This is a genomic window from Aquitalea sp. ASV15 (assembly GCF_016429115.1).
Lineage (GTDB): Bacteria > Pseudomonadota > Gammaproteobacteria > Burkholderiales > Chromobacteriaceae > Aquitalea > Aquitalea magnusonii.
Genome location: NZ_JAELTZ010000019.1, coordinates 47,451 through 67,444 on the forward strand (window position 1 = coordinate 47,451; position 19,994 = coordinate 67,444).

Genomic DNA, 19,994 nt, shown 5'->3' on the forward strand with positions numbered 1-19,994 from the left:
ATATTTATATAAATCAATTACTTGTTCTGTGTTTGTGTCGATGTTTATTGGGTTCTTGCTGCCTGGCGTGCTGCGATGTTTTGTATTTTTGCAACGAGCGCTTTATATTTCAGGCAGCAACTAGCCGATCAATCGGCAGTGAAAAAATGTCCGGGAGCCTCAGATGCAAGGGGCAATCTAACAGGACTACATTAAACTGACTTCGAAAGGAATTAGCGATGAACAAGAAGCTGATCGCCCTGGCTCTGGCCGCTCTGCCGGTAGCCCACGCAATGGCTGATGTAACCATTTACGGCACTATCGAAGCCGACATGGAAAGCAGCAAGACCTACGCTAACGGCGTTAAAGATGCAAACGGCAAGCCCAAGGCTGTTACTCACATCGACGATACCGGTTCCCTGATCGGTTTCAAGGGTACTGAAGACCTCGGCAATGGCCTGAAAGCAATTTGGCAAGTTGAACAGTCCCTGAGCATCGACGGCACCACCAAGCCGGCTAATGCTTCCAATTCCAGCAACACCTTTGCTACCCGCGATTCTTTCGTTGGCCTGCAAGGTGCTTTCGGTAAAGTACGTATCGGTAATCTGAGCTCCTTCCTGAACTCCGACGCTGGCGCTCCGGATGCTTGGATTTATGGCAACGGCGTTAACGGCCTGTCCTACAGCTCCATCAACCAATTGGATGGTCGTTATGCGAACTCCATTCGCTACGACATTCCGGAGTTTGTTGCTGGTCTGAGCGGTGCAGTTCAGTACGGTGTTGATGAGAAGAGTGCAACCAACAAGCAGAATGTATTGACTGTTGGCGCTTCTTACACTAACTCGGGCTACTTTGGTACCTTCGGCTATCAGCGCTTTGCCAACAACTTTGATGGCAACAAGACCGGTAACTACTGGCGCTTGGAAGGTGGCTACAATGCCAACAACATCCTGGCTGCTGCTTACTTCGGCAAGAGCAATCTGAGCACCAGCACTGATACCACTCTGAGCAGCTTCACCGCTCTGACTGGCGATCTGAAGAAGAAAGAAGCTGGCCTGACCCTGGGCTACACCATCGGTGCAATCACCCCGAAATTCTCCTATGGTCGCGTATGGGGTGCTTCGGTTGAAGGCGCTGATGTTAAGGGCCACCTGAACCAGTACGTACTGGGTGCTGACTATGCCCTGAGCAAGCGTACCACTGCTTACGCTTCCTACGGTTATGTTCAGAACGCCTACATCGCCAATGCTGCTACTGGCGAAAAGTATGCTAACGAGCACACCGTTGCTGTTGGTGTTCAGCACAAGTTCTAATTCTCGCTTAGAGAGTTAAACTCAAGAAAAAGGACTGCTTCGGCAGTCCTTTTTTTATGTCTGAGCTGGAGTGGTGATCTGTACTGTTTTCCGCGGAGTCGATTGGCTGCTGCAGGGGGCGACGGTGCTGCCACTTTGCGCCGCCTGCGCATATAATGCCTGCATGGTTGTGGCAATGCCCCTGTGCTGGGGGTGCTGAGAATTGACAAAGGGATTTTATGGAAGCTTCTGCGGGGATATCTGGCCTTGGGCGGGCACTCGTTCAGAATAATGCCTTGCTGTTGCAGGATGCCGAGGCGATTCAGCGTTTGGCTCAGGCTTCCGGTATCAGCTTTGTCGAGCAGTTGATTGCCAGTAAGAAAATGTCAGCTGTCGAGGTGGCGACCTTTGCCTCCGGTGTATTTGGTTATCCCTTGCTGGATATGGGGGCGATTGATCCGGCTCAGCTCCCCAAGGGCATGGTGGATGAGGAGTTGATTGGCAGTCGCCGCCTGGTTCCCTTGTTCAAGCGGGGTAATAAACTCTATATCGGTACATCTGATCCTACCCAGACCTCGGCTTTTCATGCCATTACCTTCAAGACCGGCCTGACCGTCGAGGTGGTGGTGGTCGAGGATGACAAGCTGTCCAAGGTGATCGGCAAGTACACCGAGGATGCCACGGCTGCCATCAAGGCGTTGGAAAACGAGGATTTTGGTGATCTGGAGTTTGTCGATCCGGATGCGCCGACCGCTCACAGTGAAACCAATCAGCCAGATGTCGATGATGCACCGGTGGTCAAATTCATCCACAAAGTACTGTTGGATGCCATTACTGGTGGGGCTTCCGATGTTCACTTCGAGCCGTATGAGAAATTTTATCGTATCCGTTACCGGGTCGATGGTCAGCTCAAGGAAATTGCTCAGCCCCCCTTGCTGCTGAAAGAAAAGATCGCCTCCCGCATCAAGGTGATTTCCCGCCTGGATATTTCAGAAAAGCGGGTTCCTCAAGATGGCCGCTTGAAGCTGGTGCTGTCGAAGACGCACTCGATTGATTTTCGTGTCAGTACCTTGCCAACCTTGTATGGCGAGAAGATTGTGATGCGTATTCTTGATGCCTCTGCGGCATCGCTGGATATCGAACAGCTGGGTTTCGAACCGGAACAAAAGAAATTACTGCTGGAGGCCATTGGTCGCCCCTATGGCATGGTGCTGGTTACCGGACCAACCGGTAGCGGCAAAACGGTGTCGCTTTACACCTGCCTGAATATCCTGAACAAGCCGGATATCAATATTTCCACTGCCGAGGACCCGGTAGAAATCAACTTGCCTGGTATCAATCAGGTCAACGTCAATGAAAAAGCGGGCCTGACCTTCTCGTCGGCCTTGAAAGCCTTCTTGCGGCAAGATCCCGATGTGATCATGGTGGGGGAAATCCGTGATTTCGAGACCGCGGATATTTCCATCAAGGCAGCACAAACCGGTCACATGGTATTCTCCACGCTGCATACCAATAATGCGCCGGCTACCCTGACCCGTTTGCTGAACATGGGGGTGGCACCGTTCAATGTGGCTAGCTCGGTATTGCTGATCATGGCGCAGCGTCTGGCACGTCGCTTGTGCAACCATTGCAAGGCACCGGTGGACATTCCGGACACCGCCTTGCTGAGGGCAGGGTTTAGGCAGGAGGAGCTGGATGGTAGCTGGAAACCTTATGGCCCGGTGGGCTGCGATGAGTGTCGCGGCTCCGGCTATAAGGGACGTACCGGTATTTATGAAGTGATGCCGATTACCGATGCCATGACCCGGTTGATCATGCAGAATGGCACCGCGATTGATATCAATGATCTCGCCTTGAAAGAGGGTATGGTCGATCTGCGGCATGCGGGTCTGCTCAAGGTCAAGCGAGGGCTGACCTCGCTGGCTGAAATCGAGGCAGTGACCAACGATTAGCTAGAAGAAAGACAAGCATGGCGACCGTGGCGAAAAAGACAAATCCGGGGTTTATCTGGGAGTGGGAAGGCAAGGACCGGTCCGGCAAGGTCATCCGTGGCGAGCTGCGTGCGGAAACCGAGGCCGTTGCCAAGACGCAATTGCGGCGACAGGGTATCAATGTCCTCAAGGTAAAGCGCCGGCGTGGCGGTTTTGGTCGCAAGATCACCGAAAAAGACATCACGCTGTTTACCCGTCAGCTTTCCACCATGATGCGCGCCGGTGTGCCCCTGCTGCAGGCATTTGATATCACGGCCAAAGGGCACAGTAATCCGGCTGTGACCAAGATGCTGCTGGAAGTTCGCGCCGATGTGGAAACCGGCCTGTCTCTGGCGGAAGCCTTTCGCAAAAAGCCGCTGTATTTCGACAAGCTGTTTTGTAATCTGATTGCGGCGGGCGAGACCGGCGGCGTGCTGGATTCCTTGCTCGACAAGTTGGCCACTTATAAAGAAAAAGTAATGGCCATCAAGGGCAAGATCAAATCCGCCATGATCTACCCGACGGCGATTATTGCCACCGCCTTTATCATTACCGCCGTGATCATGATTTACGTGATCCCGGCCTTCAAGGACCTGTTCTCCAGCTTTGGTGCCGATCTGCCGGCGCCGACATTGGTGGTGATCTGGTTGTCGGATTTCTTCGTTCACTGGTGGTGGCTGATTTTCGGCTCGATCTTCGGTGGCATTTTTTCTTTCTTTTATGCGTTCAAGCGCACTCCCAAGTTGCAGGAGCAGTTTGATCGCATCTTGCTGAAGCTGCCGGTGATTGGCGACATCATCCGCAAGGCGACCATTGCCCGCTGGACGCGTACCTTGTCCACCTTGTTTGCTGCAGGTGTCCCTTTGGTCGAGGCGCTGGATTCGGTGGGTGGGGCATCGGGTAATCAGGTCTATAGCGAAGCCACCAAGCTGATTCAGAATGATGTCAGTGCCGGCTCCAGCCTCAGTTATTCCATGCAGCGCACCGGGCTGTTTCCCAATATGGTGCTGCAGATGACCTCGATCGGCGAGGAGTCCGGCTCACTAGACCAGATGCTCGACAAGATCGCTGATTTCTATGAGGAAGAAGTCGACAACGCGGTGGCCTCACTTTCCAGCCTGCTGGAGCCGGCCATCATGGTGATTCTGGGGGTACTGATTGGTGGTCTGGTCATCGCCATGTACATGCCGATTTTCAAGATGGGTCAGGTGGTAGGTTAAGCATGGCTGAAATGGCAAGTGTATTCGCTGGCAATGCCGGCTTGCTGGTGCTGGTGGTATTGCTGTTTGGCCTGCTGGTTGGCAGCTTTCTCAATGTGGTGATTCACCGTCTGCCCAAGATGATGGAACTGGGCTGGCAGCAGGAGTGCGATGCCTACCTGGGGCGGGAGCCGACGGCACGGCCCCGCTACAATCTGCTGGTCCCGGCATCGCATTGTCCGGTCTGCCGGCAAGAGGTCCGCCCCTGGCAGAATATTCCCCTGCTGAGTTATGCTTTGTTACGTGGTCGTTGTCATGCCTGCAGCACGCCGATCAGCCTGCGTTATCCGGCGGTGGAGCTGCTCACTGGTGGCCTGTTTGCACTGCTGGCCTGGCATTATGGCTGGAGTGTGCAACTGCCGGCCTACCTGGCACTGACTGCGGTGCTGGTGGCGCTCACCTTTATTGATGCCGATACCCAGTTGCTGCCAGACAGCCTGACGCTGCCCTTGTTGTGGGCCGGCCTGCTGTTCAATCTGCTGACCGGGACTGTCGCACTTTCCGATGCCGTGCTGGGTGCCATGGCCGGCTATCTGAGCTTGTGGCTGGTGTACTGGCTGTTCAAGCTGGTTACCGGCAAGGAGGGCATGGGGTATGGTGATTTCAAGCTGCTGGCAGCCTTCGGTGCCTGGCTGGGCTGGAGCATGTTGCCGCTGATCATCCTGCTGTCTTCCCTGGTGGGGGCGGTGGTCGGTATCGTGCTGATCCTGCTGGCCCGCATGGGGCGTGGCCAGGCCTTGCCGTTTGGGCCGTATCTGGCAGCAGCCGGCTGGATTGCCTTGCTGTGGGGGCAGGATATTGTCAGCTGGTATCTGAGCACCTATGCCCATTGAGATTGTCGGCCTGACTGGAGGCATCGGTTCCGGGAAAAGTGCTGCCGCTGCGCACTTCGCCACACTGGGTGTGCCGGTGGTGGATACTGATGTCATTGCGCATGTACTGACAGCGGCTGATGGCGCGGCCATGCCCTTGCTCGCTGCCGAGTTTGGCCGCCAGGTGGTGGCTGCCAACGGTGCGCTGGACCGTGCCGCCATGCGTGCACTGGCCTTTGCTGATCCGGCCAATCGCCGCCGGCTGGAGTCCATCCTGCATCCGCTGATCCGGGCCGAATCCGTGCGCCAGCTGGATACCGCTCGTGGGCCCTATGCGCTGCTGGTGGTGCCCTTGTTGTTTGAAAATCCGGATTATCTGGCGCTGGTGCGGCGCAGCCTGCTGGTGGATTGTGCGGAGGAGGTGCAATTGGCACGGGTGCAAGCCCGCAGTGGTTTGACCGCCGAGGAGGTACGCGCCATCATGGCGGCGCAGATGCCGCGTGCGCAAAGACTGGCACGCGCCGACGATGTCATCGATAATGATGGCTCGCTTGCGGCATTGCAGCTTCAAGTCGAGGCCAAACACCAGTATTATCTTGCAAACCTTGCCCACAGCCAGTGACAAGGCATTTTCCAAGCCACCAAGAAGGGCAAACGTCTTGTGATCAGTTTTGAGTTTCCTGTCACCGAGCGAACCCGTACCCTGCTTCGACTGGAGCAGCTGTATGACCGGCTGGCTTATTTTCTTGGCAAGGATCATCCGCTGGATCATCACGCCGGCTTGCTGGTGTTGTTCGAATTGCTGGAAACGGCCTCCCGTGCCGATTTGAAAGCCGATCTGCTGCAGGAGCTGGAGCGGCAGAAGCAGGTGCTGGAAGCGCTGCGTGAAAATCCCAATGTGGCGGAAGAAACGCTGGAAAAGGTCCTGGACGAAATCGAGCTGTCTTCCAGCCAGCTGCTGGGCGTCACCGGCAAGTTTGGCCAGCACCTGCGTGAAAACGAGTGGCTGATGGCCATCAAGCAGCGTGCCGGTATTCCCGGTGGTACCTGCCAGTTCGATTTGCCGTCTTATCATCTGTGGCAGCAAAAACCGGCGGAAGAGCGGCGACGCGACATGCGGCGCTGGGCAGCACCGCTGATGCCGACGGCTGAGGCCGCCCGCATCCTGTTGCATCTGCTGCGCGACAGCGGCAAGACCCATCATTATGTCGCCCGCAATGGCGCTTTTCAGCAGATGTCCGGTGGCAAGGTGGTGCAGATGATCCGCATCGCCTATGACCCCAGTCTCAATGTATTGCCGGAATTGTCCGCCAACAAATATGCCATCAATGTCCGCTTCGTCAGTGCCGTTACCGGTGAAAGCCGGCCCCGCCAGACCGAGTGCGATGTCGAATTTACCCTGACCAACTGCAAGTTCTGAGCCATGTCCCAAGCTGTTCGTACCGTACCTTGCCCTACCTGTGGCGCAGCCGTGCGCTGGGAGCCTGCCAGCGAGTTTCGTCCGTTCTGCAGCGAGCGCTGCAAGATGATCGATCTGGGCGAGTGGGCCAGCGAGACTTACCGGCTGCCGGCGCAGGAGGAAAGCCCGGATTGCGAAATCGATCCCTCGCGCTACTCCTGAGCCGTTTCGGCCATATGAAAAAAACAAGGCCCGCAATTGCGGGCCTTGATCATTGCCGGCAGTCCACTCAGGCGCGGGCAGCCAGCGCGGCTCCCTGGGTGAAATAGGCTTTGACGCCACTGAGGATGGAGCCAGCCATTTGCTGCTGGAAGTCGCCATCCAGCAGGCGCTGCTCTTCTTCCGGATTACTGATGAAGGCGGTTTCGACCAGGATGGACGGAATGTCCGGGGCCTTGAGCACGGCAAATCCGGCCTGCTCGACCTGGGCGCTATGCAGCTTGTTCAGGCTACCCACCTTGCCCAGCATGATCTTGCCCAGCTTCAGGCTGTCATTGATGGTGGCGGTCTGGGTCAGGTCCAGCAGTGTATGCGCCAGGAACTTGTCCTTGCTGGCAATCTTTACCCCACCGATCAGGTCCGAGCTGTTTTCAGATTGCGCCATGGTCTTGGCAAAGGCACTGGAAGCACCTTTCTCGGACAAGGCAAATACCGACGAGCCACGGGCGCTGCGATTGGGTGCCGCGTCGGCATGGATGGAAATGAACAGGTCGGCATTCAGTTTGCGTGCCTTGGCCACGCGTACGCCCAGCGGAATGAAGATGTCTTCCTCGCGGGTCATGAAGGCCTTCATATTGCGTTCGGCATCAATCATGCGCTTGAGCTGCTTGCCAATGCGCAGCACGATGTCTTTCTCGCGGGTGCCATTCATGCCGATGGCGCCGGGGTCTTCCCCGCCGTGGCCCGGGTCCAGCATCACCACGATGGGGCGGCCCGCATCATTTTTCTTTGGCTTGACCTGCGGTGGCGGCTCGGTGAGCTTGCCCTTGTTGTAGTCGTCCAGCAGCGCCATCAGCGGGTCATCCTGTGCGCCAGTGGCGGGGTAGAGGTCAACCACCAGCCGGTGCTTGTATTCGGCTACCGGGTTAAGGGTGAATGCCTGCGGCTTGACATCGGTCTTGAGCTCCAGCACCAAGCGTACCGTATCCGGGCTGAATTGCCCGGCGCGGGCGGTCTTGATGTAGGGGTCGGCGTCGGCGATCTGGCTGCTGATGTCTTTCAGCACGCTGTTGAGCTGTACCCCTTCCAGGTCGATCACCAGCCGGTCGGGATTACTGATGGTGAACTGTTTGAACTTGATGGCATCGCTGGCTTCCAGCGTGATGCGGGTGTAGCTGGAGGCCGGCCAGATGCGAATGGCGACCACCTGGCTATTGCCGGCAAAGCCAAGCTTGCTGACGCTGAGCAGAAAGGTGGCGGCTGCCGCGCCAATCAGGCGGCGGCGGGTGGGGTCGAAAGTCGAGTCAGGCATGACTGTCCGGTTTCTGTGCTTGCGGTTAAACGATACGTGCGACCCTGACCGCTGACCTCGAGTTCCAGCGTCAGGTCGGCCATGGGCAATAAGTCCCCAGCCTTGTCCGGCCACTCCACCAGGCAGACGGTATCCTGGCCGAAGTAGTCGCGAAAGCCGGCATCATCCCATTCTTCCGGGTCGGCAAAGCGGTACAGGTCGAAATGGTGCACGGTCAACTCTGCCAGCGGGTAACTTTCAACCAGAGTATAGGTCGGGCTTTTCACTCGGCCTTGATGGCCCAGGCCGGCCAGCAGGCCGCGGCTGAAGGTGGTTTTGCCGGCCCCCAGGTCACCCTGCAGGAATATCACCACGCCGGCTTGCAAGGCATGCGCCAGCGCGCTGCCCAGTGCGAGGGTAGCGGCTTCATCGGGCAGGCTGCCGCAGTGAACGCTGGTATCATCCATGGCCATATGACTGAGAAATCCTATCAAAACATGGATTATCCCGAATTGGCGCGCCAAATCAAAGCCTGGGCACAAGAATTGGGCTTTGCCGATGCCAGAATCGGCCATGCCCGGCTGCCAGAGCAGGCCGAACGCGAGCTGCAAGCCTGGCTGGACGCCGGCTGCCATGGCGAAATGGACTATATGGCGCGGCATGGCGCGCTGCGGGTGAGGCCGGCCGAGCTGGTGCCCGGCACGCTGACCATCATCAGCGTGCGCATGCCGTACTGGCCGGCGGAGGCGCAGGCCAGCGAGTCGGTACTGCAGGATGGCCGCCTGGCCTATCTGTCACGTTATGCGCTGGGGCGTGATTATCACAAGGTCTTGCGTGCCCGCCTGCAAAAGCTGGCTGACCATATCACCCAGGCTATTGGTGATTTCGGTTACCGGGTGTTTACCGACAGTGCGCCGGTGGCCGAGGTGGCGCTGGCGGCACAGTCCGGTCTGGGCTGGCGCGGCAAACATACCCTGTTGCTGAACCGGCAGCAGGGCTCGCTGTTTTTCCTTGGTGAGCTGTTTACCGATCTGCCCTTGCCGGTGGATGAGGAGGAGGACGGGCACTGCGGCCGCTGCACCCGTTGTATCGATATCTGTCCGACCCAGGCCATTACCGCGCCTTATCAGGTGGATGCGCGCCGCTGTATTTCTTATCTGACCATCGAGCTGAAGTCAGCCATCCCGCTGGAGCTGCGGCCCTTGATCGGCAACCGGGTCTATGGCTGTGACGACTGCCAGCTGGTTTGTCCGTGGAACCGCTTTGCCGTCAATACCAAGGAGGCCGATTTTGCCGTGCGGCATGGGCTGGATGGCGCGTCCTTGCTTGCGCTGTTTGGTTGGAGTGAAGCCATGTTCAAGGAAAAGCTGGCTGGTAGCCCGATCTACCGCATCGGTTACGCCAAGTGGCTGTCCAATCTGGCGGTTGGCTTGGGCAATGCGCCATACGATCCAGCAATCGTTGCGGCGCTGGAGCAGCGGCTGGATTGGCCGGACGAGCTGGTGGCCGAGCCGGTGCGCTGGGCTTTGCAACAACAGCGCCAGCGCGCAGCGGACGGCCATGAAAAAGGGAGCCTGGCGGCTCCCTGATCCAGCAGGCCGGCTCAGCTCAGTTGAGCGGCTTGGTGAAGTGAAACGAGGTGATGCTGAATCCCTTGCGGAAATACAGACGATGCGCCTCGGTGCGCCAGGTGCCGGAATCCAGCACCTGAAAGCCGCAGCCCAGTCGTCGCGCCTCCTCGGCACACCAGTCCAGCAGCTGGCTGCCTATGCCTTGCGAGCGGTGGGCTTCATCGCTGACCAGGTCATCGATATACAGCCGCAGGTCCTCATAGGTGTTTTCATACACCCGGTACAGTGCCAGCCCCAGCGGCTTGCCGTCGCCATCCAGCGCCGCCACCATGCGTGCGCCAAACGAACAGACGCGTTGCATTTTTGCCGCATAGCTGTGGCCGTGTTCCGGCAGCATGGGGCGCAACTGGCGATGCAGGCTGCTGCACTGGGCCAGCAATGCCGGCTCGGTGACCTTGCCTGATTCGTCAGTCAGCGGCACGATGCGCAAAGACAGGGCCATTTCATTCGCCACGGGACGGTGCAATCACCAGTGATTCACCCTCCAGAATCACCTTGCCCTGCACCAGGCACTGGGTAGCCAGCTTGACGCGTTTCTTTTCCGGGAAGATTTCCACCACGGTGGCGCGCGCGGTGACGGTCTGGCCAATGCGCACCGGTGCCTTGAAGCGGGTGGATTGCGACAGGTAGATGGTGCCATTGCCCGGCAGCTTGGTGCCGACTACGGTGGAGATCAGGCTGGCGGTCAGCATGCCATGGGCGATGCGGCCGGCGAACGGTGTGGTTTCCGCGTACTCCTGGTTGATGTGCACCGGATTGTCATCGCCGGAAACGGCAGCAAACATCAGGATATCGGCTTCGGTAATGGTTTTGGCGTATTCGGCAGAATCGCCGACCTTGATATCTTCAAAGTAGACTGTCATGAGGGTGTCTCCGGCTATGACATTGAAATTGCTGCACTGCATTGTGCCATGCAGCAGACGAAATGCAAATTAAGCGGAAATGACGTAGTATCTGCAATCAGTTGTTTTTTTGCTACGTGCCATACACTAAAATTCAACCAAACGCTCGTTTGAAATGGCGTTGGGGCATAATTCGGGAAACACCACGGTAGCAAGTCCCTTCCGAGTTCGATTAACCCAGAGAGCTATTCGCTGGAGGAATATGAAAGTTCTAGTCGCTGTTAAACGCGTTGTCGATTACAACGTGAAGGTTCGGGTGAAGGCTGACGGGTCTGATGTCGATGTCGCCAACGTCAAGATGTCGATGAACCCCTTTGACGAAATCGCGGTGGAAGAAGCCGTGCGTCTGAAGGAAGCCGGCAAGGCCACCGAGATCGTTGTTGTTTCCATGGGTGTGAAGCAGTGCGAGGAAACCCTGCGCACCGCGCTGGCCATGGGTGCAGACCGCGCCATCCTGGTGGAAACCGACACCGAGCTGCAACCGCTGGCCGTGGCCAAGCTGCTGAAGGCTGTTGCCGACAAGGAACAGCCGCAGCTGCTGATCGTCGGCAAGCAAGCCATTGACGACGATGCCAACCAGACCGGCCAGATGGCTGCCGCGCTGCTGGGCTGGGCACAAGGCACCTTCGCCTCCAAGGTGGATGTGGCTGCGGAAACGGTGGACGTCACCCGTGAAATCGACGGTGGCCTGGAAACCGTCAAGCTGCGCCTGCCGGCCGTGGTCACCGCCGACCTGCGCCTGAACGAGCCGCGCTTCATCAAGCTGCCCAACATCATGGCCGCCAAGAAAAAGCCGCTGGACAAGACCAGCCCGGCTGATCTGGGTGTCGATGTCACTCCGCGCCTGAAAACGCTGAAAGTGGCCGAGCCTGCCAAGCGCTCTGCCGGCATCAAGGTAGCCAATGCTGCCGAGCTGGTAGCCAAACTGAAAAACGACGCAAAGGTGCTGTAAGCCATGGCCATTCTCGTTATCGCTGAACACGACAACCAGGGCCTGAAAGCAGGCACCCTGAATACCGTAACCGCCGCTGCCAAGCTGGGCGAAGTGCACGTGCTGGTGGCTGGCCAGAATGCCGCTGCTGCTGCCGAAGCTGCCAAGAATGTGGCTGGCGTGAGCAAGGTACTGCTGGCTGATGCCGCCCAGTACGCGCACGGCCTGGCCGAAGCGCTGTCCGCGCTGGTGGTGGAAGTGGCCAAGGGCTACAGCCATGTACTGGCGCCGGCTACTTCTTTTGGCAAGAACCTGCTGCCGCGCGTGGCTGCCTTGCTGGATGTGGCGCAGATTTCCGAAATCACCGCCATCGAATCCGCCGATACTTTCGTGCGCCCGGTCTATGCCGGTAACGTGCTGGCTACCGTGCAATCGGCTGATGCCATCAAGGTGATCACCGTGCGCACCACCGCTTTCGATGCGGCGGCCGCTCAGGGTGGCTCCGCTGCGGTGGAAAGCGTGACCGTGGCTGCGGATCCGCAACTGTCCAGCTTTGTTGGCCAGGAGCTGACCAAGTCCGACCGTCCGGAACTGGGCGCCGCCCAGATCATCGTGTCCGGTGGTCGTGCGCTGGGTTCGGAAGAACAGTTCAAGGCCGTGATCGAACCGCTGGCTGACAAGCTGGGCGCTGCTGTGGGTGCTTCGCGCGCTGCGGTTGACGCTGGCTACGCGCCGAACGACTACCAGGTTGGCCAGACCGGCAAGGTGGTTGCGCCGCAACTGTACTTCGCGGTGGGTATTTCCGGTGCCATCCAGCATCTGGCCGGCATGAAGGACTCCAAGGTGATCGTGGCGATCAACAAGGACGAAGAAGCGCCGATCTTCCAGGTAGCCGATTACGGCATCGTGGGTGACCTGTTCACCGTGGTGCCGGAACTGCTGGCCGAGCTGTCCAAGTAATGCAGTGCGGGGAGGGGAGACCCTCCTCATCCGAGCAGGCAAGATAGCCGCCGGATCAAAACAAAAAACAACCGGCTACGACCGGTCTGCTTCATGGAGGAGCAAGCTACCCCGCCGCGGCTCGCGGCGGGTGGGCATGCTCATGCATCAGGTGGACGGCGTGCCGGTTTTTTCATATCTACGACGATTGTTGTGCAGCAAGAATGAGGAGAGACTGATGATTTATAATGCGCCAGTTAAAGAAATTCGCTTTGTTCTCAATGAATTGGCCGAGCTGACCTCGGTGTGCAGCCTGCCGGGTTATGAAGACTGCTCGGTCGAACTGGTGGATGCCATTCTGGAAGAAGCCGCCAAGTTTGCCGAAGGCGTCTTGGCGCCCATCAACAAGCAGGGTGACAAGGGCGCCACGCTGAAGGATGGCGAAGTGACCGCCGCCCCCGGCTTCAAGGACGCCTGGCAGCAATATGTCGAATCCGGCTGGGTGGGTCTGCGTGCCCCGGCTGATTTTGGCGGGCAGGGCATGCCGGCCCTGGTGGCCATTGCCGCCGAAGAAATGTGGTGTTCGGCCAATCTGGCCTTCTCGCTGGCCCCGCTGCTGACCTTGGGTGCGGTGGAAGCCATTCACCACCATGCCTCGGAAGAACTGAAAGCAGTCTACCTGCCGCGTATGTCCAGTGGCGAATGGACCGGCACCATGAACCTGACCGAACCGCAGGCCGGTTCCGACCTGGCCCAGGTGCGCTCGCGTGCCGTGCCGCAGGCCGATGGCAGCTATCTGGTGACCGGCCAGAAGATTTTCATCACCTGGGGTGAGCACGACATGGCCGACAACATCGTCCATCTGGTGCTGGCCCGCCTGCCGGATGCACCGGCAGGAGTGAAGGGCATTTCCCTGTTCATCGTGCCCAAGTTCCTGGTCAATGCCGATGGCAGCCTGGGTGCGCGCAACGATGTGCGCTGCGTCTCGCTGGAACACAAGCTGGGCATTCATGGCAGCCCCACGGCGGTGATGAGCTTTGGCGATAACGGCGGTGCGGTCGGCTACCTGGTGGGCGAGGCCAACAAGGGCCTGGGCTATATGTTCACCATGATGAACCACGCCCGTCTGGGGGTGGGGGTGGAAGGCATGTCGGTGTCCGAGCGTGCTTACCAGAAAGCCGTCGAGTACGCCCGTGACCGCGTGCAAAGCCGTGCCGTTGGCTCGCCCGACCCGGCTGGTGTGGCCATCATCAAGCACCCCGACATCCGCCGCATGCTGATGACCATGCGCAGCCAGATCGAAGCCCAGCGCGCTTTGGCCTTCTACACTGCCGCCGCGCTGGATCGCGCCTCGCGCCACCCGGTGGCCAGCGAAGCAGCGCGCAATCAGGCGCTGGTGAATTTCCTCATCCCTATCGTCAAGGGCTGGAATACCGAGCAAGCCAACGAGCTGACCAGCCTGGCGGTGCAAGTGCATGGCGGCATGGGCTTTATCGAAGAAACCGGCGTGGCCCAGTACTACCGTGATGCCCGCATCACCGCCATTTATGAAGGCACCACCGGCATTCAGGCGCTGGACCTGATTGGCCGCAAAACCTTTAGCGAAGGCGGTGCCACCGCCCGCGCGCTGCTGGATGAGGCGCGTGCTACTGCCGACAAGCTGGCCGCTGCCGGTTACGCCAGCATGGCGAGCAATCTGCAGCAGGCCGCTGCCGAGGCTGAGCGCTGTGTCGCTTTCATTCTGGAGAGCTTTGGCACCCAGCCGCAGCTGGCCGCTGCCGGGTCGGTACCTTTCCTCAAGCTGATGGGTATTGTGCTGGGTGGCTGGCAACTGGGCCGCGCTGCACTGATCGCGCGCGAAAAGCTGGGCGAAGACGGTGTGGACGAGGATTTCCTCAAGGCCAAGATCACCACCGCCCGCTTCTTTGCCGAGCACCTGCTGCCGCAGGTTTCCGGCCTGGCTGCAGCCATTGTGGCTGGGGCAGACAGCGTGCTGGAGCTGGACGACAGCCTGTTCTAAGCTGACGTTTCATGGTGCTGAACAGCCACCTGCGGGTGGCTGTTTCTTTATGTAAAAGTATGGGAAGCAAGGCAGGGAAAAGCAGGAAGTGATGCAAAAACAGGTGCTTGTGACTTGTTTCAACTGGCCGAAAGCGGTATGATGGTAAGGTTTAACCAAACGGGACAGGCGCAAAACGTCGTGTCCCGTTATTCACATAAAAATCCGCAAAAACATACAAGCGAAACGCAACAGGAGCTAGTCAGTGTCAACCGTACCAGCGATCCTCGTCTTGGCTGACGGTACCCTCTTCAAGGGCAGTGCCATCGGAGCCACCGGCCATACGGTCGGCGAAGTGGTATTCAATACCGCCATGACCGGGTATCAGGAAATCCTCACCGATCCCTCCTACACCAAACAAATCGTCACCCTGACTTATCCCCACATCGGTAATGTCGGCGCGAATTCGGAAGATACCGAATCCCGCGCCGTTTTCGCATCCGGTCTGATCATTCGTGATCTGCCGCTGCTGCACAGCAACTTCCGCGCCGAAGATTCGCTGTCCGACTATCTGGCCAAGAACAATGTCGTGGCCATTGCCGATATCGACACCCGCCGCCTGACCCGCATTCTGCGCGAAAAGGGCGCCCAGCCCGGCTGCATCATGGCCGGTGCCGATCTGGACGAAGCCCGAGCACTGGAACTGGCACGCGGTTTCGGTTCCATGGCCGGTCAGGATCTGGCCAAGGTCGTCAGCTGCACCGAGTCCTACCAGTGGAAACTGGGCGAATGGAAACTGGGCAGCGGCTATAGCGAACAGGCCGCAACCCCGTTCCACGTGGTGGCTTACGACTTCGGCGTCAAGCACAACATCCTGCGCATGCTGGCCGAACGTGGCTGCAAGCTGACCGTGGTGCCGGCGCAGACTCCGGCCAAGGACGTGCTGGCGCTGCAGCCGGATGGCGTGTTCCTGTCCAACGGCCCTGGCGATCCGGAGCCGTGTGACTACGCCATCGCTGCCATCCGCGAAATCCTGGAAACCCGTCTGCCGGTATTCGGCATCTGCCTGGGTCACCAGTTGCTGGGTCTGGCCACCGGTGCCAAGACCAGCAAGATGAAGTTCGGCCACCACGGTGCCAACCACCCGGTGCAGGATCTGGACAGCGGCCGCGTGATGATCACCAGCCAGAACCATGGCTTCCAGGTGGACGAATCCACCTTGCCGGCCAATGTGCGCGTGACCCATCGCAGCCTGTTCGACCAGACCGTGCAGGGTATTGCGCTGACCGACCGTCCGGCCTTCTCCTTCCAGGGGCACCCGGAAGCGAGCCCAGGCCCTGAAGACGTGGCCTATCTGTTTGACCGCTTCATCACGGCGATGAGCCAGGCGAAGTAAACGGAGCATACGGAGAACAAGCATGCTGGGCATTACCGATATCACCACCTACCTGATCGGCACCATCATCATCGTGCTGCTGCCAGGCCCCAACTCCATGTATGTGCTGTCGGTGGCGGCACAACGCGGCATCCGCCGCGGCTTTGTGGGTGCCTGCGGGGTATTTACCGGTGATGCCATCCTGATGACGCTGGCCGCCACAGGGGCGGCAGGGGTGCTCAAGGCCAATCCGGCCCTGTTTGCCATGGTCAAGTACGCCGGCGGTGCTTACCTAACCTGGCTGGGGCTGCAGATGCTGCGTGGCGCCTGGCGTGCCTGGCGCAATGCTTCCCGCGGGGAAGCTGCTGCGCCGGAAGCGCGCCGCGAAGTGGACGCCAGCCGTCCCTTCGTCAAGGCGCTGGTCATCAGCCTGATGAACCCCAAGGCCATCTTGTTCTTCGTATCTTTCTTCGTGCAATTCGTCGACCCGGCCTATCCGCATCCGGTGCTGACCTTTCTTGTATTGGGCGGCCTGCTGCAATGCTGCAGCGCCCTGTATCTGGCCACCATCATCGTGTCCGGAGCAAGACTGGCCGAAGCCTTCCGCCGCCGCCGCAAACTGTCCTCTGCCATGTCTGGCGGAGTGGGCGCGCTGTTTCTGGGCTTCGGGGCCAAACTGGCGGCAGCCAGCCTGAACTGAACAATTGAAATTGACTGAGCGATAACATGCCGAAACGTACCGACCTCAAGAGTATTCTCATCATCGGCGCCGGCCCCATTGTGATTGGCCAGGCCTGCGAGTTTGACTACTCCGGCGCACAGGCCTGCAAGGCCCTGCGTGAAGAAGGTTACAAAGTCATCCTGGTGAACTCCAATCCGGCCACCATCATGACCGACCCGAACATGGCCGATGTCACCTACATCGAACCCATTACCTGGCCTGTTCTGGAAAAAATCATTGCCAAGGAACGTCCGGACGCCATTCTGCCCACCATGGGCGGCCAGACCGCACTGAACTGTGCACTGGACCTGGCCAAGCACGGTGTGCTGGAAAAGTACAATGTCGAGCTGATCGGTGCCACCGAAGACGCCATCGACAAGGCAGAAGACCGTGGCCGCTTCAAGGAAGCCATGGCCAAGATCGGCCTGTCCTGCCCGCTGTCCTTTGTCTGCCACACCATGGAAGAGTCGCTGGAAGCGCAATCCAAGGTGGGCTTCCCCACGCTGATCCGTCCGTCCTTCACCATGGGCGGCTCCGGTGGCGGCATCGCCTACAACAAGGAAGAATTCCTGGCGATCTGCGAACGCGGCTTTGAAGCCTCCCCCACCCATGAACTGCTGATCGAGCAGTCCGTACTCGGCTGGAAAGAGTACGAAATGGAAGTGGTGCGCGACAAAAAAGACAACTGCATCATCATCTGCTCCATCGAAAACTTCGACCCGATGGGTGTGCATACCGGTGACTCCATCACCGTGGCTCCGGCACAGACCCTCACCGACAAGGAATACCAGATCATGCGTAATGCATCGATCGCGGTACTCCGTGAAATCGGCGTGGACACCGGCGGTTCCAACGTGCAGTTCGCCACCAACCCGGTGAACGGCGAAATGATCGTGATCGAGATGAACCCGCGTGTGTCGCGTTCCTCGGCACTGGCTTCCAAGGCCACCGGTTTCCCGATTGCCAAGGTCGCTGCCAAGCTGGCCGTGGGTTACACCCTGGACGAACTGAAGAACGACATCACCGGCGGTGCCACCCCGGCTTCGTTCGAGCCGTCCATCGACTACGTGGTTACCAAGATTCCGCGTTTCGCCTTCGAAAAATTCCCGCAGGCCGATAACCGCCTGACCACCCAGATGAAGTCGGTGGGCGAAGTGATGGCCATGGGCCGCACCCTGCAGGAGTCCATGCACAAGGCGCTGCGTGGCCTGGAAACCGGCCTGTCCGGCTTCAACCCGGTCACCACCAACGAAGAAACCATCCGTCACGAAGTCAGCACCCCGGGACCGGAACGTATCCTGTACGTGGCCGATGCCTTCCGCGTGGGCATGAGCCGTGACGACGTATTTGCCCTGAGCAAGATCGACCCGTGGTTCCTGGCCCAGATCGAAGACATCGTGGGCGAAGAAAAAGCCCTGGCCGGCCGCAAGGTGGAAGAACTGGGCTTTGACGAACTGCGTCGCCTGAAGCGCAAGGGCTTCTCCGACCGTCGTCTGGGCGAGCTGCTGAATACCGACCAGGCTGCCGTGCGCGCCAAGCGCTGGGCGCTGGGCCTGCACCCGGTGTACAAGCGTGTGGATACCTGCGCGGCCGAGTTCGCCACCTCCACCGCCTACATGTACTCCAGCTACGAAGAAGAGTGCGAAGCCAGGCCGACCGACCGCAAGAAGGTGATGGTACTGGGTGGCGGCCCCAACCGTATCGGTCAGGGTATCGAATTCGACTACTGCTGCGTGCATGCTGCACTGGCGCTGCGTGAATCCGGTTTCGAGACCATCATGGTCAACTGCAACCCGGAAACCGTATCGACTGACTACGACACCTCCGACCGTCTGTACTTCGAGCCGCTGACGCTGGAAGACGTGCTGGAAATCTGCCGCATCGAAAAACCGTTCGGCGTGATCGTGCAGTACGGCGGCCAGACCCCGCTGAAGCTGGCACGTGCGCTGGAAGCCAACGGCGTGTCCATCATCGGCACCTCGCCGGACATGATCGACGCTGCCGAAGACCGCGAACGTTTCCAGAAGCTGCTGAACGAACTGGGCCTGAAACAGCCGCCGAACCGCACCGCCCGCACCCCGGCCGACGCGATGAAGCTGGCCGAGGAAATCGGCTATCCGCTGGTGGTGCGTCCGTCCTATGTACTGGGCGGCCGCGCGATGGAAATCGTGCACGAACCGGCCGATCTGGAACGCTATATGCGCGAAGCGGTGAAGGTGTCCAACGACAGCCCGGTGCTGCTGGACCGCTTCCTCAACGACGCCATCGAAGTGGATGTGGATTGCATTTCCGACGGCAAGGACGTGGTCATCGGCGGCATCATGCAGCATATCGAACAGGCTGGTGTGCACTCCGGTGACTCCGCTTGCTCGCTGCCGCCGTACAGCCTGTTCCCGGCAGTGCAGGACGAAATCCGTCGCCAGACCGAAGCCATGGCGCGTGCGCTGAACGTGGTCGGCCTGATGAACGTGCAGTTCGCCATTCAGGGCGACACCATCTTCGTGCTGGAAGTGAACCCGCGTGCCTCGCGTACCGTACCGTTTGTGTCCAAGGTAACCGGCGCGCCGCTGGCCAAGATTGCCGCCCGTGCCATGGCCGGCATCAGCCTGGCCGAGCAGGGCTTCACCAAGGAAGTGATCCCGCCGTACTACGCGGTGAAGGAAGCCGTCTTCCCCTTCATCAAGTTCCCTGGCGTGGACACCATCCTGGGACCGGAAATGAAGTCCACCGGCGAAGTGATGGGCGTGGGCAAGAGCTTTGCCGAAGCCTTCGTCAAGAGCCAGCTGGCCGCCGGCGACAAGCTGCCGCGCACCGGCAAGGTGTTCCTGTCGGTACGTCAGTCCGACAAGAACGGCGCGGTAGACGTGGCACGCGAACTGCAACGCCTGGGCTTTGGCGTCTGCGCCACCCGCGGCACCGCCAAGACCCTGGCCGAAGCCGGCATCGTGGTGCAGGTGGTGAACAAGGTGAACGAAGGCCGTCCGCACATCGTCGACATGATCAAGAACGGCGAAATCGACGTGCTGGTCAACACCGTGGACGAAAAGCGCCAGGCCATCCAGGACAGCCACTCCATCCGCCGCAGTGCCCTGCAGGCGCGTATTCCGCAGTACACCACCCTGGCCGGTGCCAAGGCAGTGTGCGTGGGCATGGCCCATGTGGAAGAGTTTGATGTCTACAGCGTTCAGGAACTGCACGCCTCCATCAAGCCTTGATGTGGTGGACAGTCGGAATGTGACGGCAAGTTATGCGTTGAAGCTTTGAACCGCAGACGA

18 protein-coding genes are annotated in these 19,994 nt (G+C 59.1%); 14 read left to right on the forward strand and 4 right to left on the reverse strand.

Going from position 1 to position 19,994, the window contains the following annotated elements; genetic code table 11:
* Window positions 1-218 precede the first annotated feature (218 nt).
* From JHD64_RS10590 to yacG, 7 genes are all read left to right on the forward strand, one after another.
* Window positions 219-1,292 carry a porin gene (locus tag JHD64_RS10590; protein ID WP_199053207.1) on the forward strand — a complete coding sequence of 358 codons (1,074 nt, stop codon included), beginning with the start codon at window positions 219-221 and terminating at the stop codon, window positions 1,290-1,292.
* 218 nt (window positions 1,293-1,510) lie between these two features.
* Window positions 1,511-3,223: a type IV-A pilus assembly ATPase PilB gene (pilB, locus tag JHD64_RS10595; protein WP_059284843.1), complete on the forward strand. Its 1,713-nt coding sequence runs from the start codon at window positions 1,511-1,513 to the stop codon at window positions 3,221-3,223.
* A 17-nt stretch (window positions 3,224-3,240) separates the two neighbouring features.
* A complete protein-coding gene (locus tag JHD64_RS10600) occupies window positions 3,241-4,461 on the forward strand; it encodes a type II secretion system F family protein (RefSeq protein WP_110313575.1) in 1,221 nt (406 codons plus the stop codon).
* Between the two features lie 11 nt (window positions 4,462-4,472).
* A complete protein-coding gene (locus JHD64_RS10605) occupies window positions 4,473-5,333 on the forward strand; it encodes an A24 family peptidase (RefSeq protein WP_233170434.1) in 861 nt (286 codons plus the stop codon).
* On the forward strand, window positions 5,323-5,934 hold the full coding sequence (gene coaE / locus JHD64_RS10610; RefSeq protein WP_199053209.1) for a dephospho-CoA kinase: 612 nt from the start codon (window positions 5,323-5,325) through the stop codon (window positions 5,932-5,934). Before JHD64_RS10605 ends, coaE begins: the two co-directional genes overlap by 11 nt.
* Window positions 5,935-5,973: 39 nt before the next feature.
* Window positions 5,974-6,732 carry a cell division protein ZapD gene (gene zapD, locus JHD64_RS10615; RefSeq protein WP_059284846.1) on the forward strand — a complete coding sequence of 253 codons (759 nt, stop codon included), beginning with the start codon at window positions 5,974-5,976 and terminating at the stop codon, window positions 6,730-6,732.
* 3 nt (window positions 6,733-6,735) lie between these two features.
* The gene (yacG, locus tag JHD64_RS10620; RefSeq protein ID WP_199053210.1) at window positions 6,736-6,933 is read left to right on the forward strand and encodes a DNA gyrase inhibitor YacG; all 198 of its coding nucleotides are present in this window, start codon (window positions 6,736-6,738) and stop codon (window positions 6,931-6,933) included.
* Between the two features lie 67 nt (window positions 6,934-7,000).
* On the opposite strand, the gene JHD64_RS10625 is transcribed toward yacG, so the two are convergent.
* Together JHD64_RS10625 and tsaE are read right to left on the reverse strand one after the other, a co-directional pair.
* Window positions 7,001-8,242, reverse strand: coding sequence for an N-acetylmuramoyl-L-alanine amidase (locus JHD64_RS10625; RefSeq protein ID WP_199053211.1), 1,242 nt, complete (start codon window positions 8,240-8,242; stop codon window positions 7,001-7,003).
* Complete coding sequence (gene tsaE / locus JHD64_RS10630; RefSeq protein ID WP_233170435.1) at window positions 8,203-8,688, reverse strand: tRNA (adenosine(37)-N6)-threonylcarbamoyltransferase complex ATPase subunit type 1 TsaE; 486 nt, start codon at window positions 8,686-8,688, stop codon at window positions 8,203-8,205. Before tsaE ends, JHD64_RS10625 begins: the two co-directional genes overlap by 40 nt.
* Window positions 8,689-8,733: 45 nt before the next feature.
* Here tsaE and queG point away from each other — a divergent pair, with 45 nt between their 5' ends.
* Entirely contained in the window at window positions 8,734-9,810 is a 1,077-nt protein-coding gene (gene queG / locus JHD64_RS10635) for a tRNA epoxyqueuosine(34) reductase QueG (protein WP_370540950.1), read from the forward strand.
* 19 nt (window positions 9,811-9,829) lie between these two features.
* Here queG and JHD64_RS10640 read toward each other — a convergent pair whose 3' ends face one another.
* Both JHD64_RS10640 and JHD64_RS10645 read right to left on the reverse strand, forming a co-directional pair.
* Window positions 9,830-10,294, reverse strand: a complete 465-nt coding sequence (locus JHD64_RS10640; RefSeq protein ID WP_059284851.1) for a GNAT family N-acetyltransferase — start codon at window positions 10,292-10,294, stop codon at window positions 9,830-9,832.
* Between the two features lies 1 nt (window position 10,295).
* Window positions 10,296-10,715 (reverse strand): MaoC family dehydratase, encoded by a 420-nt coding sequence (locus JHD64_RS10645; protein ID WP_199053214.1) that lies wholly within the window; start codon window positions 10,713-10,715, stop codon window positions 10,296-10,298.
* Window positions 10,716-10,956: 241 nt separating this feature from the next.
* Between JHD64_RS10645 and JHD64_RS10650 the strand changes: the two genes are divergently transcribed.
* The 6 genes from JHD64_RS10650 to carB all read left to right on the forward strand — a co-directional run bounded on the left by JHD64_RS10650 (window position 10,957) and on the right by carB (window position 19,934).
* Window positions 10,957-11,706: an electron transfer flavoprotein subunit beta/FixA family protein gene (locus tag JHD64_RS10650; RefSeq protein ID WP_059284853.1), complete on the forward strand. Its 750-nt coding sequence runs from the start codon at window positions 10,957-10,959 to the stop codon at window positions 11,704-11,706.
* Window positions 11,707-11,709: 3 nt separating this feature from the next.
* Window positions 11,710-12,645: an electron transfer flavoprotein subunit alpha/FixB family protein gene (locus tag JHD64_RS10655; protein WP_199053215.1), complete on the forward strand. Its 936-nt coding sequence runs from the start codon at window positions 11,710-11,712 to the stop codon at window positions 12,643-12,645.
* A 217-nt stretch (window positions 12,646-12,862) separates the two neighbouring features.
* Entirely contained in the window at window positions 12,863-14,644 is a 1,782-nt protein-coding gene (locus JHD64_RS10660) for an acyl-CoA dehydrogenase (RefSeq protein ID WP_199053216.1), read from the forward strand.
* A gap of 244 nt (window positions 14,645-14,888) precedes the next feature.
* Window positions 14,889-16,019 (forward strand): glutamine-hydrolyzing carbamoyl-phosphate synthase small subunit, encoded by a 1,131-nt coding sequence (gene carA / locus JHD64_RS10665; protein ID WP_199053217.1) that lies wholly within the window; start codon window positions 14,889-14,891, stop codon window positions 16,017-16,019.
* Window positions 16,020-16,041: 22 nt separating this feature from the next.
* Complete coding sequence (gene leuE, locus JHD64_RS10670) at window positions 16,042-16,698, forward strand: leucine efflux protein LeuE (RefSeq protein ID WP_199053218.1); 657 nt, start codon at window positions 16,042-16,044, stop codon at window positions 16,696-16,698.
* A gap of 26 nt (window positions 16,699-16,724) precedes the next feature.
* Window positions 16,725-19,934 (forward strand): carbamoyl-phosphate synthase large subunit, encoded by a 3,210-nt coding sequence (carB, locus tag JHD64_RS10675; protein ID WP_059286042.1) that lies wholly within the window; start codon window positions 16,725-16,727, stop codon window positions 19,932-19,934.
* Window positions 19,935-19,994: the final 60 nt, after the last annotated feature.